Annotated in this window: 15 protein-coding genes; 4 read left to right on the forward strand and 11 right to left on the reverse strand. The window is 68.9% G+C overall.

The window, feature by feature from the left end:
• Window positions 1-31: 31 nt before the first annotated feature.
• The 7 genes from EPL04_RS08475 to EPL04_RS08505 all read right to left on the reverse strand — a co-directional run bounded on the left by EPL04_RS08475 (window position 32) and on the right by EPL04_RS08505 (window position 5552).
• Complete coding sequence (locus EPL04_RS08475) at window positions 32-670, reverse strand: DUF6517 family protein (protein WP_134670894.1); 639 nt, start codon at window positions 668-670, stop codon at window positions 32-34.
• 116 nt (window positions 671-786) lie between these two features.
• On the reverse strand, window positions 787-2235 hold the full coding sequence (cysS, locus tag EPL04_RS08480) for a cysteine--tRNA ligase (RefSeq protein ID WP_134670895.1): 1449 nt from the start codon (window positions 2233-2235) through the stop codon (window positions 787-789).
• Between the two features lie 74 nt (window positions 2236-2309).
• On the reverse strand, window positions 2310-2828 hold the full coding sequence (locus EPL04_RS08485) for a DUF7523 family protein (RefSeq protein ID WP_134670896.1): 519 nt from the start codon (window positions 2826-2828) through the stop codon (window positions 2310-2312).
• A gap of 64 nt (window positions 2829-2892) precedes the next feature.
• Window positions 2893-3471 carry a DUF7524 family protein gene (locus EPL04_RS08490; RefSeq protein ID WP_134670897.1) on the reverse strand — a complete coding sequence of 193 codons (579 nt, stop codon included), beginning with the start codon at window positions 3469-3471 and terminating at the stop codon, window positions 2893-2895.
• Between the two features lie 35 nt (window positions 3472-3506).
• Window positions 3507-3698 (reverse strand): methytransferase partner Trm112, encoded by a 192-nt coding sequence (locus tag EPL04_RS08495; RefSeq protein ID WP_134670898.1) that lies wholly within the window; start codon window positions 3696-3698, stop codon window positions 3507-3509.
• A 109-nt stretch (window positions 3699-3807) separates the two neighbouring features.
• A complete protein-coding gene (locus tag EPL04_RS08500) occupies window positions 3808-4038 on the reverse strand; it encodes a UPF0058 family protein (RefSeq protein WP_134670899.1) in 231 nt (76 codons plus the stop codon).
• A gap of 158 nt (window positions 4039-4196) precedes the next feature.
• On the reverse strand, window positions 4197-5552 hold the full coding sequence (locus EPL04_RS08505; RefSeq protein ID WP_134670900.1) for an adenylosuccinate synthase: 1356 nt from the start codon (window positions 5550-5552) through the stop codon (window positions 4197-4199).
• Between the two features lie 249 nt (window positions 5553-5801).
• Here EPL04_RS08505 and EPL04_RS08510 point away from each other — a divergent pair, with 249 nt between their 5' ends.
• Window positions 5802-6107 (forward strand): hypothetical protein, encoded by a 306-nt coding sequence (locus EPL04_RS08510; RefSeq protein WP_134670901.1) that lies wholly within the window; start codon window positions 5802-5804, stop codon window positions 6105-6107.
• Here EPL04_RS08510 and EPL04_RS08515 read toward each other — a convergent pair.
• From EPL04_RS08515 to EPL04_RS08530, 4 genes are all read right to left on the reverse strand, one after another.
• Window positions 6104-8467 (reverse strand): DUF7527 domain-containing protein, encoded by a 2364-nt coding sequence (locus EPL04_RS08515; RefSeq protein WP_134670902.1) that lies wholly within the window; start codon window positions 8465-8467, stop codon window positions 6104-6106. The two genes, EPL04_RS08510 and EPL04_RS08515, sit on opposite strands and share 4 nt — an antisense overlap.
• A gap of 420 nt (window positions 8468-8887) precedes the next feature.
• A complete protein-coding gene (locus tag EPL04_RS08520) occupies window positions 8888-9166 on the reverse strand; it encodes a UPF0058 family protein (RefSeq protein ID WP_134670903.1) in 279 nt (92 codons plus the stop codon).
• Window positions 9167-9233: 67 nt separating this feature from the next.
• Window positions 9234-9452 (reverse strand): ribbon-helix-helix domain-containing protein, encoded by a 219-nt coding sequence (locus EPL04_RS08525; RefSeq protein WP_115865556.1) that lies wholly within the window; start codon window positions 9450-9452, stop codon window positions 9234-9236.
• A gap of 188 nt (window positions 9453-9640) precedes the next feature.
• Complete coding sequence (locus tag EPL04_RS08530) at window positions 9641-9886, reverse strand: hypothetical protein (RefSeq protein ID WP_134670969.1); 246 nt, start codon at window positions 9884-9886, stop codon at window positions 9641-9643.
• A 222-nt stretch (window positions 9887-10108) separates the two neighbouring features.
• On the opposite strand from EPL04_RS08530, the gene EPL04_RS08535 reads away from it, so the two are divergent.
• The 3 genes from EPL04_RS08535 to menD are packed head-to-tail and all read left to right on the forward strand — an operon-like array spanning window position 10109 to window position 13862.
• Entirely contained in the window at window positions 10109-10705 is a 597-nt protein-coding gene (locus EPL04_RS08535) for a sulfite oxidase-like oxidoreductase (RefSeq protein WP_134670904.1), read from the forward strand.
• A 32-nt stretch (window positions 10706-10737) separates the two neighbouring features.
• Complete coding sequence (locus EPL04_RS08540; protein WP_134670905.1) at window positions 10738-12072, forward strand: isochorismate synthase; 1335 nt, start codon at window positions 10738-10740, stop codon at window positions 12070-12072.
• The gene (menD, locus tag EPL04_RS08545) at window positions 12069-13862 is read left to right on the forward strand and encodes a 2-succinyl-5-enolpyruvyl-6-hydroxy-3-cyclohexene-1-carboxylic-acid synthase (protein ID WP_134670906.1); all 1794 of its coding nucleotides are present in this window, start codon (window positions 12069-12071) and stop codon (window positions 13860-13862) included. The genes EPL04_RS08540 and menD overlap by 4 nt, the downstream gene beginning before the upstream one ends.
• Window positions 13863-13895: the final 33 nt, after the last annotated feature.

A 13895-nucleotide genomic window follows, 5' to 3' on the forward strand; every position in this document is an offset into this window, starting at 1 on the left:
GCTCGCGCGCGAACGAGAAAAGGGTTTGGCGCTACGCCTCGTGTTCGACGCCGCGGATCAGTTCGTTGATCGCGGCCTGCTGGTCGGGGAGCTGTTTGGGATACACTGCGATCGCCCCCACGAAGTCGTCGCCGTGTTCGACCTTCGTGACGTGGAGGTAGGCGTCGAACTCGAGTCCGGTACTGGTGGTCACGGTCGCCTCGAACTTCGTGACGTTCGCGTCGCTATCGAGCATCGTGATCGTCCGACTGCCGACCCTGCGGACGTCGCCGACGCTCGCGAGTTGGGCGGTGAACTGCTCGGCGAGCTCGCGGTTGTCGTAGTCGTCGAGCGGGTTGAACGACTGGCCCACCACCTCGACCGTCGGGCTCGCGAAGGTCGCGAACACCGCGACGCGCTGTTCGGCCAGCCCCTCGATGCCGACGCTCTGGTGGTACTCGGAGATCCAGTTTGTCACCTCCACGTCCTTGCTCTGGCCCGCCGCCGAGAAGGTGCGGTTGACCACCATCTCCTCGGTGCGGTTGTGTTCGTATCCGGTCGATTCGAGCGCGGCCTCGCTCACCGTCGCCTCCGTGGCGGCGAACGTGACCGGTCCAGAGAGAACGCCGACGCACCCGCTGGTGACGACCAGCAGGGCGAGTAGCGTGCCAGTAGCTACGGGTTTCCTCATGCTACTCGCCCGGTAATCAGAGGGCCCTTATCAATCTCGTGGCCGGCGACGGCCACCGAGGCCGACCGAAAGGATCGACGAGGGACCGCCGATCTCGCCGCTCGGGAGCCGACGGGCTACTCGATCCGGAACGTGGCGCCGTCGTCGGTGTCCTGAACCTCGACGCCGAGCGCCGCGAGCTCGTCGCGCAGGTCGTCGGCTCGCTCGTAGTTGCCCGACTCGCGCTCGCGCTCGCGGACGTCGAGCACGAGCTCGACCAGCTCGTCGAGCAGTCGGACGTCGCCCTCGGCGTCGGCGGCGAGCGCGAACCCGAGCACCTCACCGCCCAGTTCCTCGAACGCCTCGACGGCGTCCCGGAGCGCCCGGTAGTCGTAGGTCTCGCGGTCGTCGACGTGCCTGTTGACCGCCGAGACGAGTTCGAGTAGCGCCGCGATGGCCTCGCGAGTGTTGAAGTCGTCGTTCATCGCACCGGCGAACGACTCGCGGGCGTCGGCGACCGCCGCCCGGAGGTCGCCGTCCTCGACTTTCGTCCGGGCGTCGACGCCGTCGACCGCCTCGACCGCCCGGTCGTAGCCCCGTTCGAGGCGCTCCCAGCGCTCGACCGCCTCGCTCAGGGTCTCCTCGCTGTAGGTCTGGCGACTGTTGTACGCCGTCGACAGCAGGAACATCCGGACCGCGTTCGACCCGAACTCCGAGACCGCGTTCCGGACCGTGAAGTAGTTCTCCAGCGACGAGGACATCTTCTCGCCGCCGGTCTCAAGCAGGCTGACGTGGAGCCAGTACTTCGCGAACTGCTCGCCGGTCGCGGCCTCGCTCTGGGCAATCTCGTTCTCGTGATGGGGGAACACGAGGTCCTGACCGCCGACGTGGACGTCGAGGGTCTCGCCGAGGTGGGTCATGCTCATCGCCGAGCACTCGATGTGCCAGCCGGGCCGGCCCTCGCCCCACGGGGAGTCCCACGTCTGGCCGCCCGGCCCCGCGTTGTCCGGGTGGGCCTCGCCGGCCTTCCAGAGCGCGAAGTCGGCGGGGTTGCGCTTCTCGGCGCGCTCGCTCTCCTCGCCCTGAGCTTCCATCTCCTCGACCCGCTGGTTCGAGAGCTTGCCGTACTCCTCGAACTCGGTCACGTCGAAGTACACCGAGCCGTTCGACTCGTAGGCGTAGCCCTTCTCGATCAGCGTCTCGACGAGGTCGACGATCTCGGGGACGTGCTCGCTCACCCGCGGGTACACCTCCGCGCGCTTGAGGTTGAGCGAGCGCATGTCCTCGATGACCTCCCCGATGAACGTCCGGGCGACCTCGCTCTCGGTGTCACCGAGGTCGTCTTCGCCCGTCCGCGCGACGATCTTCTCGTTCACGTCGGTGAAGTTCTCGACGTGGCGCACGTCGTATCCGACGTGTTCGAGCCACCGGTGCATCGCGTCGACGTGGACCCACGACCGGGCGTGGCCGAGGTGGGCGAAGTCCGAGACCGTCAGCCCGCAGTAGTAGAGCAACACCGAGTCCGGATCCTGGGGCTCGAACGGTTCCCGGTCGCCCGAGAGCGTGTTCGTCACTTGGAGCGTCATTGGCGACTAGTAGCCCCACGGCCCGTTTGAAACATTCGAAAGGGACAGTACGCGCCGACGGGCCCGTCGGAGCGCTACCCGTCGGCGTCCGTCCCGTCGCGAGTCGGGACCGACGCCAGCGCGTCCTCGGCGATCCGGAGCGCGTCGGGGCCGTCGCGGCGCTCGACCGCGACCGCGAGCGCCTCGCCCGCGAGGCCCGCGGCCCGGACGCCCGCGCCCTCGGCGTCCAGTCGTCCCAGAACGTGTGCCAGCGCCGCGGCGTCGACCTCGCCGGTCGCGAGGACGGCGGTGAGCGACCCCGCGCCGGGTGCGAGCGCGACCCCGCCGACCGCGAGCACCGGGTCGTCGGCCCCCTCGCTCGCGATCCCGACGCCGCTGGTCATGGTGACCCGGACGTCGCGCGAATCGACCGTACGTTCCGAGAGCGTCTCGGCGAACCGCCGGAGCGCGGTCGCGACCGACTCGGTGTCGCCGTCGACGTCGTCGGCCAGCGCTCGCGCCGCGGCGGTGTAGTTGACGACGCCCGCGCGCAGGGCGGCCAGCAGGACGGGGCGATCCCGGACCGCGGCGCGCGCGTCTTCGGCGAGTGACATGGGTGTGGGCTCGGAGCCGACGGGTAAAACGGTTGGGTGCTGTCGGACCGAACGAACCGGGGCGTCACCGGACGAGAAGGTAGCCGGCGGCCGCGAGACTGGCGATCACGGCCCCGACGCCGACGAGGACGACCGCGCTGTCGGCCAGCAGTGCGGTGCTCGCGGCGACCGCGACCGCGAACAGCCCGAGCGCCGCAAGCGGCGCGTTCGCGCCGAGGTCCGGGTCGACGCCGCCGAGTCCACCGTCGGCGTCGTCGTCGCGGTCGCGGTCCGGGGCGGGTGCGGCGAGCGCCTCGTCGACCGCGACGGTCTCCTCGCTCTCCTCGGGGTCGACGATCGAGACGCTGACGTAGTCGGTCTCGGCGCCGTGACCGGTGACGATCTTGAGCTGGCCGTCGACCGGTCGGGGGCCGTCCTCGACCTCGACGTTCACCTGCCGGGCGGTGTCGGCGCCCACGAAGTGGTTGTTCGCCCGGATCGACGCCACCGACGAGAGCTCGTCGTCGAGCCGGAGGTGGACGTGGACCGGCGCGTCGCCGTTGTTCAGCACGACGGCGAACGAGCCGGTCGCCTTGAACGCGGTCGCTGTCCGGATGTCGTGGAGCCGGTCGTCGTTCAGGTGGACGGTGAGGTTCTCTGACACTCGGTTCACACCTTCGCGCCCGGGTAGAAAAAAGTTCAGGCCTCGACGTCCCGCATGTCGGGAGGTAGCAGGTTCGGGATGCCGTCTTCGATCGGGTAGGTCTCACCGCACTCGGTGCAGGTCAGCGTGCCCGCGAGGACCTCCTCGTCGTCGGTCTCGGTCGCGTCGAGTTCGAGCTCCTGCTTGTCCAGCGGACAACAGATGATGTCCATCAGCGACTCCTTCATGGGTTGGACTGTGTGGGGACGGGCCAAAAGCGTGACGGGTTTCGGGTGGGCGAACCCCCGCTCGATGGCGTCGCTCGGTTCGGTTCGACGGCCGGCTCCGAGGTGACCGTCACGGCTCCGACAGTTCCGGCTCGGGCTCGTCGGTCGAGAGCTCGTCGGCGATGTGGGCGGCCAGCGTGCGGGCCGCCGCCTCGTGGTCGGCCTTCCGGTGTTGGATCTGATAGGGTCCTACCTCGGCGTCGTACTTCGGGAACGACTCGGGCAGATCGTGACGGTCCGCGAGGTACTCGTGAACAGCCGCGAGCAGCGCGTGCACGTAGATGAGCTCGACTTTTTGCATTCTCCTCGCGCGGCGGTCGGTCCACCGTCCAGTGGTCGTGGCGTCGACGGCGCCGCCCCGACGCGCCGCGCAGAACTAGAGAGTCCGCGTCTCCTTAAATCGTCGCCGCCCTATATAGGTCGTCCGGCCGAACTCCGGGCCGTCCGCTCACCTCGGGGTCACTCGAAGGGGTCTTCGAGCACGACCGTCTCCTCGCGACCGGGGCCGACGCCGACCGCGTAGATGTCGGTGTCGAGTTCGTCGCTGACGTACTCGAGGTACGCTCGGGCGTTCTCGGGGACCGCGTCGTACCCCTCCTCGGCGACCGCCGCCCAGTCGACGTCCGACCAGCCGTCGAACCGCCGGAGGTTCGGCTCGCAGTCGGCCCACTGCTCGGTGGTGGCCGGCAGGGTGAACACTTCCTCGCCGTCGAGGTCGTAGCTGTGGCCCACCTTCACCTCGTCGAGACCCGCCAGCACGTCGATGTGGTTGATCGCGAGGCCCGTAAAGCCGTTCGCGCGCGCGGCGTGGCGCAACATCGGGATATCGAGCCACCCGACCCGGCGGGGCCGGCCCGTGACGGTGCCGTACTCGCCGCCCTCCTCGCGGATGTACTCGGCGAGCTCCTCGCTTTCGTCGTCGCCTTTCAGTTCGGTCGGGAGCGGCCCCGACCCGACCCGCGAGAGGTACGCCTTCACGATCCCGACGACCTCGCCCCGCCCGACCGTCGTCGGGCCGACGCCCGTCCCGGTCGCGGCGTAGCCCGCGGTGGGGTTCGAGGAGGTGACGTAGGGGTAGTTGCCGTGGTCGATGTCGATCGAGGTGCCTTGTGCACCCTCGAACATGACCTCCTCGCCGCGCTCGATGCGATCGGCGAGGAAGGCCCCGGCGTTGACGGTCATGTCCTCCTCGCGAAGCCGGCGTCCGTACTCGCTGTACTCCTCGTGGATCGCGTCGACGTCGAACGCCGATCCGATCTCCTCGTCGGCGTCGGGTCCGTCGACGTCCACGCCGAACACGTCCTCGGCGAGCGCGCGCTTCTGGGCCACCACGTACTCGAGTTTCTCGCGGAGGCCCTCCGGATCGAGCAGGTCGGCGATCCGGAGCCCGCGCCGGCCGACCTTGTCCTCGTAGGTCGGCCCGATCCCGCGGCCCGTCGTGCCGACTTTCATGTCCGAGTCGCTTTTGGCCTCCTCTTCGATGCCGTCGAGCACGCGGTGATACGGGAGGATGACGTGCGCGCGCTCGGCGACCCGCACGTCGGGAGCCAGCCCCCGGTCGCGGAGGTCGTCGATCTCCTCGAACAGCGTCGCGGGGTTGACCACACAGCCGTTGCCGAGCACGCCGACCTTGTCCCGCACCGCGCCGCTCGGGACGAGCGAGAGTTTGTACTCCGTCCCGCCCTCGACGACGGTGTGGCCCGCGTTGTCCCCGCCCTGATAGCGAGCGACGACGTCGGCGGCGTCGCCGAAGAGGTCGACGACCCCGCCCTTGCCCTCGTCTCCGAGTTGCGATCCGACGATAGTTACGGTCATTACGCGGAGTGATTCTCGCCGATTCCCTAAACCGATTTCGATCGTTACGCCCCGAAAATGCACGTCCGTGGATACTACTTCGCGACCGGTGTGCGAAAAGCGCACTATCGAGGATACACCGGATCGCCGACACCGGACGGCCTGACCAGAACCGTTAACTGTTCGCACCGACAAGCATCGATCTGATCCGGAACACCGCGGTCCGGGACAATAACTTTTAAAACCCTCTAAGACAAGTTAACACATGCCATGATAGATAGACTGGAGAAGGAAGTCGATATGCTGGAACGACATCTTCAGGTGCTGAAGATGGTCATCGAGAGCGAACCGATCGGCATCGTGAAGATGTCGAACGAGACCGGCTACCCCCACCACAAGGTTCGGTACTCCCTCCGGGTTCTCGAAGAGGAGAACCTCATCGAACCCTCGAGCCAGGGTGCGATCACGACCGAGCGCACCGAGGAGTTCGTCTCCGAACTCGACGGTAAGATCGACGAGACGACCGCGAAGCTCGAGGAGATGAAGATCAGCGAAACGCCCGAAGCCGAGAACTAAAGCTCCGGGACGTTCAGGTGGAAGCCGCCGCTTCGGGACTCGACTAAACAGAGGTGGAACCCGCGTTTCCGCGAGAGCTTGACGAAACTCGCTCTCTTCTCGCGGCTCAGAAGGCCGCCGCTGGTCGCCGTTTCCGTCGTCTCCAGGGCCGCGGGCTCGAAGAAGCTCTCGGTCACCTGGAACGCGCCGACGAGTTCTCCGTGAGCCTGCGCGACGCCGGTCGCGGCGTCGACGAGCGATCCCATCATCTCCCCTGTCGTGGGGTCACGCGAGTCGTTTAGGTCCGCGACGATCAGAGGGTTTCCCATCCGGTCGCGCATGATGACGTCGAACGTCTCCTGGCGGGTGTCGTCGCCGTCGGTGCCCGCGCCGACCGACCCGTGGAAGTCGACCCGGTCGATCTTGGAGATCGCATCGTAGAGCCCCTGGAGGCGGCTCTCGTAGCCCGTCTCTCGGATCTCGTAGAGGAGCTGTTCGACGACCCACGAGGCGAACCGGTACTCGAAGGAGTCGGTGAGAAACTCCTCGAACCGCGCGCCGTCGACCGCGACGTCGGCCGCCTCGAACTGGGTGTGGTGTTCGAGCTGGAGGTTCGCGTTCACCTCGTCGGGCTCTGCGTCCCCCGCGGCCGCCTGTTCGAGGGTCGCGTCGCCCTTCGAGCGGTAGCGAACGAAGAGGTTCGTCCCCTCGAAGGCCTCGCCCGCGCCGAGGCGCGAACTCGCGTCGACCGAGCCGCCCGATTCGGCCGCGTCGAGTTCGGATTCGAGGCGGTCGACCTCCTGGCGGAGCGCGTCGCGCTCGCGCGCCAACTCGTCGCGCTCGGACTTGATCGACGAGAGCCGACGCTTGAGTTTCTCGACCTCCTTGGTGCGCTGGCGGAGCTCCGACCGGACCTCCGCGACGCGCTCGTCGGCGTCGTCCGTCGACTCGCCCGAAGACGGCTCGCGGGCCTTCGACGCTCGGCTCGACTCGCCGCTCGCCCGCGGGTCGTCGGTCCGCGAACGGTCCGCCGCTCCGGAGCGTCGGCCCGCCGACCCGTTCGAGGGCTCGGAACCGCCGCGACTCTCGGTCGCCGACCCCGACGGCGACGGCGAGGGGGTCGACCCCGCCGCGGCGCGCTCGCCGGTCCGCTCGGGACCCGCGTCGTCGGCCGTCCGGTCGGGGTCGAGCGAGGGAATCGTGGTGGTCTCGCGCCACTCGGCCTCGCCTTCGAACATCTCGCCGTCGTCGCTCTGGCGTTCGTCCGACGATTCGCCCGAACCGGTCGGCGTGGTCGGCTCGTCCTCGCCGGCGTCGGCCGGCGATTCGTCCGCCGCCGCGCTCGGCGTCGGCTCGGATTGCACCTCGGCGCTCGCGGCGCCACCGGCCGGCTCCGCGGAGTCGGTATCGGCGACCTCGGCTCCGGTGGTCGCCTCGGTCGGGGCGGACTCGGCCGATGAGGTATCGGGAGAGCGTTCGGCCGGGGCGTCGCCGGCGTCGGTCGACGCCTCGGCGGTCGGTCCGCCACCGGGCGCCGACTGGTCGCCACGCTCCCGAGCACTTTGCGGGGCGTTATCTCGCGCGTCCGCGCGCTCGGACCGACTGCCCGTCCCGGACGCGGTTCGTCTCTCGGTCTCCGTCCCGGACGCGTCTCGGGCTTCGGACGGATCGCCGCCTCGGGAGGGGTCGGTCTCGGTCGCGTCGGTCGCCGGCGAGGCGTCGGCCTCCTCGGACGGCCCTCGGCGCTGGTCGCGTCCGGTGGCGGGCGTCGAGTCCGGGGCCGTCCCGCCGTCAGCGCCGCCGGCGCTCGGAGCATCCGGGGCGGGGTCGTCGGGCTCCTCGGGTTCGGGGAGGTCGATCACGTCGATGTCGACGTCGGTGACTTTGTAGATGCCCACCTCGTCGGCCGCCCGTTCGAACGCCTCATCGCCGGAGACGACCTGTTCGCTCGCGCCGACGAACGCCACGCTCATCGAGCGCCCGCCGTAGTAGGCGACGTAGTAGTCCCCGCTCAGGACGTTCTCGCTGAGTTCGATGAAACCAGTGAACCCGCCGTCGCTGAGCGTCGAATCGACCTCCGTCAGCGGCGTGTCGTTGGTGTAGTACTTGGCTCGCGTGTCGCCGCCGGTCTCTTGCATGCTGAAGAGCAGCGGGAGCGAGGGGTGTGGCGCGGCGTACGCGGTTCCGTCGGCGTCCTCGAAGTCGTCCAGATCGCCCTCGTGGACGCCGATTGCCCGCCCGTTGAGCATGAACAGCCACGCCCCACCCGTTCGTACCGCCCCCGAGAACTCCCCGTCAGAGAGTTCGCGCAGGCCGGCGTACCCGTCCGAAAACGGACGGGAGTTCCAGCCTTCGACCTGCTCGACCGTGCGCGTTTCCATGTTACGGTCAAGCCAAAGCCCTTCTAAATATCTTGCGGCCCGCGACCTTTTGCTGCGGGCGCGCCGCTCGCGGCGCGCCCTTGCAAAAGCTCGATCAAAATCCTGCGTCACCCCCTTCGGGGGTTCCTTGGTCCGCTCGCTCGGGCTTCGCCCTCGCTCTCGGTACAATTGCTCGCCTCCCGTGGACGATGGGAGTCACGAAGGTCACAAAACAGTGCGTAGCTCGGGGACACGTTCCACGGACCCACACCACAATCCGCCGCGAGCGACCGAAGGGAGCGAGCGGACCAAGGAACCGTCGAAGGAACACCCCGAGCGAAGCGAGGGTGTGACTGAGGCGGTGACGCCGTGTTTTTGATCGAGCTTTTGCAAGGGCGCGCCGCTCGGGGCGCGCCCGCGGCAAAAGGTCGTAGTGTCGTTTTAGATCTTAGACTCGGCGTCGTCGGCGAGTTCCTGCATGCGCTTGCCGATGCGGCCGGCCTCGCTGAACTCGTCGTCGCTCATCGCGGTCGCGAGCGCGTTGCCGAGGACGAATACGGCGTGTTTGTGCTCGCTCTTGGACTTGTGGACGTGCGAGGGGTCGACGTCCAGTTCCTCGTAGGGGTCGAACAGCCCGTCGGCGACGCTCTCGCGGTCCTGAAAGTACTCCATGATGAGGACCATCTCCTCGTGGAGTTCGAGAAGCTCGTCTTTGTGCATGGACGTGGGTAGGGAACTGTTCGGTTTAAGGGTTTCTGAGAACGGGTCCCACGAGAGAAAGGGAGAGCTAGAAGACGTACTCGTCTTCGTGACCCATCATGCCTTCGTCTTCGAGGCCGGGCTCGCGGTCGTCGTCGTCCATGGGGCCGCTCGTCTTGTAGGCTTTCAGGCCGGTCGAGAGGAGGTCCTCGATCGCTTCCTCGCGGTTGACGAACTCGCCCTGTTCGACCATCTGGGCGATCTGCATTTCGAGGTGCTCCGGGATAGTTATCTCTACCTTCGGCATTGGAACATTGGTGGCTTCGGGAGGGGTGTTCTTAAGTCTGACGGGGAGAGTTCGAGTGTTCCTAAAGGTTTTATCTACTACCGAAAATTCTGTTCGGGGAGTCGTAACTCAGACTCACTCAGTCGGAATTCGCGGGACCGACCGCCGGACAGCGCTCGGACGATTAAATAAAGGGGTTCGGGCGGCGGTTATCGGCCGCTCAGCATCTGCTCGATCGAGTCTTTGATCCGGCTCGGACCCAGCGACGCGAGCTTTCGCTCCATCCGCTTCTGATTGAAGTAGCTGGCGAACCCGATGATCGTGGGCGCCCACAGGCCGACGAACAGCCCCATCTCGCGGTCGCCCCGAACGAAGAACTGATACCACGAGAGCGCGACGGACGCTACCGACGCGAGAACCGCGATGTCGGTCGTCGAGTCCTCGGCGGCCTCCATCGCCGCTCCGCTACCACTGTCTTGGGTTTGTTTTTGCATCGCCATGCAACTCGAATCTTTGGCCACGCGTCCTTTGTTATTGAGTCGATGCCCGCGAGTACCCCACGTTTCTCTCGGGAAACGTCGGGTTACGACCGCGAAACACGCGGTTTTCGCGGTCGGTCGCGAGCCGAATCGCCCCGAGTCGATAGACCTACTTGTCTCCCAGCCCGACCACGGGACATGAGCCTCACGGACGTGACCGACCTCCACGAGGAGTTCGACGGCGACCGCCTCCCGCCGGGCCAGCGGGAGACCAGCAAGTTTCCGGTCCTCTCGAAGGGCGGGACCCCCGACTGGGACCCCGAGACGTGGGAGTTCACCGTCTCGGGCGCCGTCGACGACGAGCTGGCGTTCTCGTGGGAGGCGTTCAGAGACCTCCCGACCGAGACCCAGCGTCAGGACTTTCACTGCGTGACCGGCTGGAGCAAGTTCGACTGCGAGTTCACTGGCGTCCCGTTCGCGACGCTCGCCGAGCGGGCGGGCGTCGACGACGAGGCGGTCCACGTCATGTTCTCCGCGCTCGACGGCTACACGACCGATCTGACCCTCGAAGAGTGCATGCGCGAGGAAGTGCTGTTCGTCTACGAGTACGGCGGCGAGCCGCTCGCGCGCGAACACGGCGGCCCGCTCCGGGTAGTGACGCCGCACAAGTACGCCTACAAGGGCGCGAAGTGGGTCGACAGCGTCGAGTTCCTCACCGACCCCGAGCGGGGCTACTGGGAGAAGCGGGGCTACTCCGACACCGCGAACCCGTGGCGCGAACAGCGATACAGTTAGACTGAAGGGTTCCCGACCCTGAGTCCGACTGAATGGAGTCATCGCCCCGCGACGGACAGGTGTCGGCCGAACCGACCGGCTCCGCGGTCGCGAGCCGGGCCTGCCAGCTACCCGACTGCGCCGCCCGGTCGTTTCTCGCCGGGCGCGACGCCCCTCGCGTCTACTGGACCAGCCCGTACGGGCCGGAGTTCGCGGGCGGCGGGAGCGCGGCCCGGATCATCGCGACCGATCCGAACCGCTTCGAGTCCGTCCGCGAGGACGCGGCCGACCTCTTCGACGGGGTCGAGTACGACGGGCCCGGGGTCGCCCGTCCGCGGCTGTTCGGCGGGTTCTCGTTTCACGACGATCACGAAGCGCTCGCGCCGTGGCGGGGGTTCCCGCCGGCCCACTTCGTGCTCCCGCGCACCCTCCTGACCCGCGCCGACGGCGAGACGTGGCTGACCGTCTCGGTGCCCGAAAGCGCGCCCGAGACCGTCGACGAGGAGCTCGAATCGGTCCGCGAGCGTCTCGTCGACGACGCGCCCGAGAGCCGCCTCCCGTCGGTCGTCGCCACGGAGCCGACAGCGACCCGCGAGGAGTGGGCCGCGCAGGTCCGGGGCGCGGTCGAGCGCATCGAGCGCGGCGACCTCCGGAAGGTCACCCTCGCGCAGGCGCTTTCGGCCGACCTCGACGGCCCCGTCCCGATTCCGGACGTCCTCGAACGCCTCGGCGAGTCGTACCCCGACTGCTTCCGGTTCCTCTTCGAGCCGACCGCCGAGGCGGGCTTTTTCGGCGCGACGCCCGAGCGGCTCGCGACTCTCCGGGGCCGGACGGTCGAGACCGACGCGCTCGCAGGGTCGGTCGGGCGGGGCGAGACCGACGCCGAAGACGAGCGACTCGAAGCCGACCTCCGGGACAGCGAGAAGATGCGCCACGAGCACGAGCTGGTCGTCGAGACGATCCGCGACCAGCTCGGCCCCCTCGCCGGCTCGGTCAGGGTCGGCGACCGGCAGGTCAGGAAGCTCGCGAACATCCAGCACCTCTGGACCCCGGTCGAGGCCGAGTTCCCCGACGACGCCGGCCACGTCCTCTCGGTGGCCGAGGCGCTCCACCCGACGCCCGCGGTCGGCGGGCTCCCGCTCGAGGAGGCGCTGGCGACCATCCGGGCGGTCGAGAGCTTCGACCGCGGGTGGTACGCCGCGCCCGTCGGCTGGTTCGACGCCGACGGCGACGGCACGTTCGCGGTCGGCCTCCGGTCGGGGGTCGCGACCGACCGGCGGGTGACGCTGTTCGCCGGCAACGGCATCGTCGCCGACAGCGACCCCGAGACCGAGTACGAGGAGGTCCAGCTGAAGTACCGGCCGATCCTCGACGAACTCCAGCGATGACCGACCGCTCGGACGCCCCGGCGCCGAACCGCAACGCGCTGTGGGCCGAGGCCCTCGTCGCCGAGTTCGAGGCCGCCGGGATCGAGGCGGTGTGTATCGCGCCCGGGAGCCGGTCGACGCCGCTCACCGTGGCGTTCGCCGACAGCGACCTCACCGTGTTCTCGCACCTCGACGAGCGGTCGGCGGCCTTCTTCGCGCTCGGGCGGGCCAAGCGCACCGGGCGCCCGACGCCGCTGGTCTGTACCTCGGGCACCGCGGCCGCCAACTTCCATCCCGCGATCATCGAGGCGAATCAGGCCCGGGTCCCGATGGTCGTGCTCACCGCCGACCGGCCGCCCGAGCTCAGAGACTCCGGCGCGAACCAGACCGTCGACCAACAGAAGCTCTACGGCGACGCGGTCCGGTGGTACACCGAGCTCCCCGAGCCCGAGGCCGACGACCGCAAGCTCCGGTCGGTCCGGACGACCGCGGGCCGCGCCGTCGCGGAGTCGACCGGCACGCCACCGGGGCCGGTCCACCTCAACGTCCCGTTCCGCAAGCCCCTCGAACCGATCGAGGTGCCCGGCGACGTGCCCGAGGGCTTCCCCGACGACCACCCGCTCGCGGCCGACGGTCGGGATGGGCCGTTCGTCCGGACCGCCGGCGGGCGCCCGGGCCTCGACGAGACCGACCTCCGGGTGGTCCGGGACGCGGTCGCCGACGCCGACCGCGGGCTGGTCGTGGTCGGCCCCGCCGACGCGCCGACGCCCGACCGGGCGGCGCTCGCCGACCTCGCGGCGGCGACCGGCTTTCCGGTGCTCGCAGACCCTCTCTCGGGCCACCGCTTCGGGCACGCGACGCCCGACGACGGCGGCCCGCTGGTCGCCGGCGGCTACGACGGTTACCTCGACGCCGTCGCCGATTCGTGGCCCGACCCGGCGGTGGTCGTCCGGTTCGGCGCCTCGCCCACTTCGAAGGTGCTCCGGCAGTATCTCGGTGCCAGCGACGCCCGCCAGTTCCTCGTCGACCCGGCGGGCGAGTGGCGCGAGGCGACGTTCGCCGCGACCGACCTGCTGGCGGCCGATCCGACCCTGCTCGCCGAGCGACTCGCCTCGGCGCTCGACGCCGACGAGGCCGGCGACTCGGGGCGTGCGTGGCGCCGGCGGTTCGTCGACGCCGAGCGCGAGTACTGGGAGACCGTCGAATCGGCCCGCGAGGACCGCCTGTTCGAGGGCGGGGTGCTCTCGGCGGTGGCCGCCGACGCGCCCGACCCGGCGACCGTGATGGTCTCGAACAGCATGCCGGTCCGGGACCTCGACCGCTTCGGCGAGCCCCGGGCGGCGGCGCTGACGGTACTGGGCAACCGGGGCGCGAGCGGCATCGACGGCATCGCGTCGACCGGGCTGGGCGCGGGGAGCGCGACCGACGACCCCCTCGTCGTCGTCACCGGCGACCTCGCGTACTACCACGACATGAACGGTCTGCTCGCGGTCAGGCGGTGTGGCGTCGACGCCACCGTCGTCGAGATCAACAACGACGGCGGGGGCATCTTCCACATGCTCCCGATCGAGGGGTTCGACCCGCCGTTCACCGACCAGTTCAAGACCCCCCACGGGCTCGACTTCGAGGCGACCGGCGACCTCTACGGGCTGGAGTTCGAGCGGGTCGCCGACCTCGGGTCGTTCCGGTCTGCGTTCGCCGACTCGGTCGACCGCGACGGGACTCAGGTGATCGAAGTCGTGACCGAGGCCGCCGAGAGCCACCGCTACCGCGAGGAACTCGCCGAGCGAGTCGGTCGCCGCCTCGGGTAGCCCGGGCCGTTGTGCTCGGTGATGACCGAGGCA

It is taken from the genome of Halorussus marinus (genome assembly GCF_004521895.1).
Taxonomy (GTDB): Archaea; Halobacteriota; Halobacteria; order Halobacteriales; family Haladaptataceae; genus Halorussus; species Halorussus marinus.

Excerpts from the sequence above, each read along its gene's own strand:
- EPL04_RS08475 (WP_134670894.1), bottom strand. The coding sequence starts at position 670 with ATGAGGAAACCCGTAGCTACTGGCACGCTACTCGCCCTGCTGGTCGTC.
- cysS (WP_134670895.1), bottom strand. The coding sequence starts at position 2,235 with ATGACGCTCCAAGTGACGAACACGCTCTCGGGCGACCGGGAACCGTTC.
- EPL04_RS08485 (WP_134670896.1), bottom strand. The coding sequence starts at position 2,828 with ATGTCACTCGCCGAAGACGCGCGCGCCGCGGTCCGGGATCGCCCCGTC.
- EPL04_RS08495 (WP_134670898.1), bottom strand. The coding sequence starts at position 3,698 with ATGAAGGAGTCGCTGATGGACATCATCTGTTGTCCGCTGGACAAGCAG.
- EPL04_RS08500 (WP_134670899.1), bottom strand. The coding sequence starts at position 4,038 with ATGCAAAAAGTCGAGCTCATCTACGTGCACGCGCTGCTCGCGGCTGTT.
- EPL04_RS08505 (WP_134670900.1), bottom strand. The coding sequence starts at position 5,552 with ATGACCGTAACTATCGTCGGATCGCAACTCGGAGACGAGGGCAAGGGC.
- EPL04_RS08510 (WP_134670901.1), top strand. The coding sequence starts at position 5,802 with ATGATAGATAGACTGGAGAAGGAAGTCGATATGCTGGAACGACATCTT.
- EPL04_RS08515 (WP_134670902.1), bottom strand. The coding sequence starts at position 8,467 with ATGGAAACGCGCACGGTCGAGCAGGTCGAAGGCTGGAACTCCCGTCCG.
- EPL04_RS08520 (WP_134670903.1), bottom strand. The coding sequence starts at position 9,166 with ATGCACAAAGACGAGCTTCTCGAACTCCACGAGGAGATGGTCCTCATC.
- EPL04_RS08525 (WP_115865556.1), bottom strand. The coding sequence starts at position 9,452 with ATGCCGAAGGTAGAGATAACTATCCCGGAGCACCTCGAAATGCAGATC.
- EPL04_RS08530 (WP_134670969.1), bottom strand. The coding sequence starts at position 9,886 with ATGGAGGCCGCCGAGGACTCGACGACCGACATCGCGGTTCTCGCGTCG.
- EPL04_RS08535 (WP_134670904.1), top strand. The coding sequence starts at position 10,109 with ATGAGCCTCACGGACGTGACCGACCTCCACGAGGAGTTCGACGGCGAC.
- EPL04_RS08540 (WP_134670905.1), top strand. The coding sequence starts at position 10,738 with ATGGAGTCATCGCCCCGCGACGGACAGGTGTCGGCCGAACCGACCGGC.
- menD (WP_134670906.1), top strand. The coding sequence starts at position 12,069 with ATGACCGACCGCTCGGACGCCCCGGCGCCGAACCGCAACGCGCTGTGG.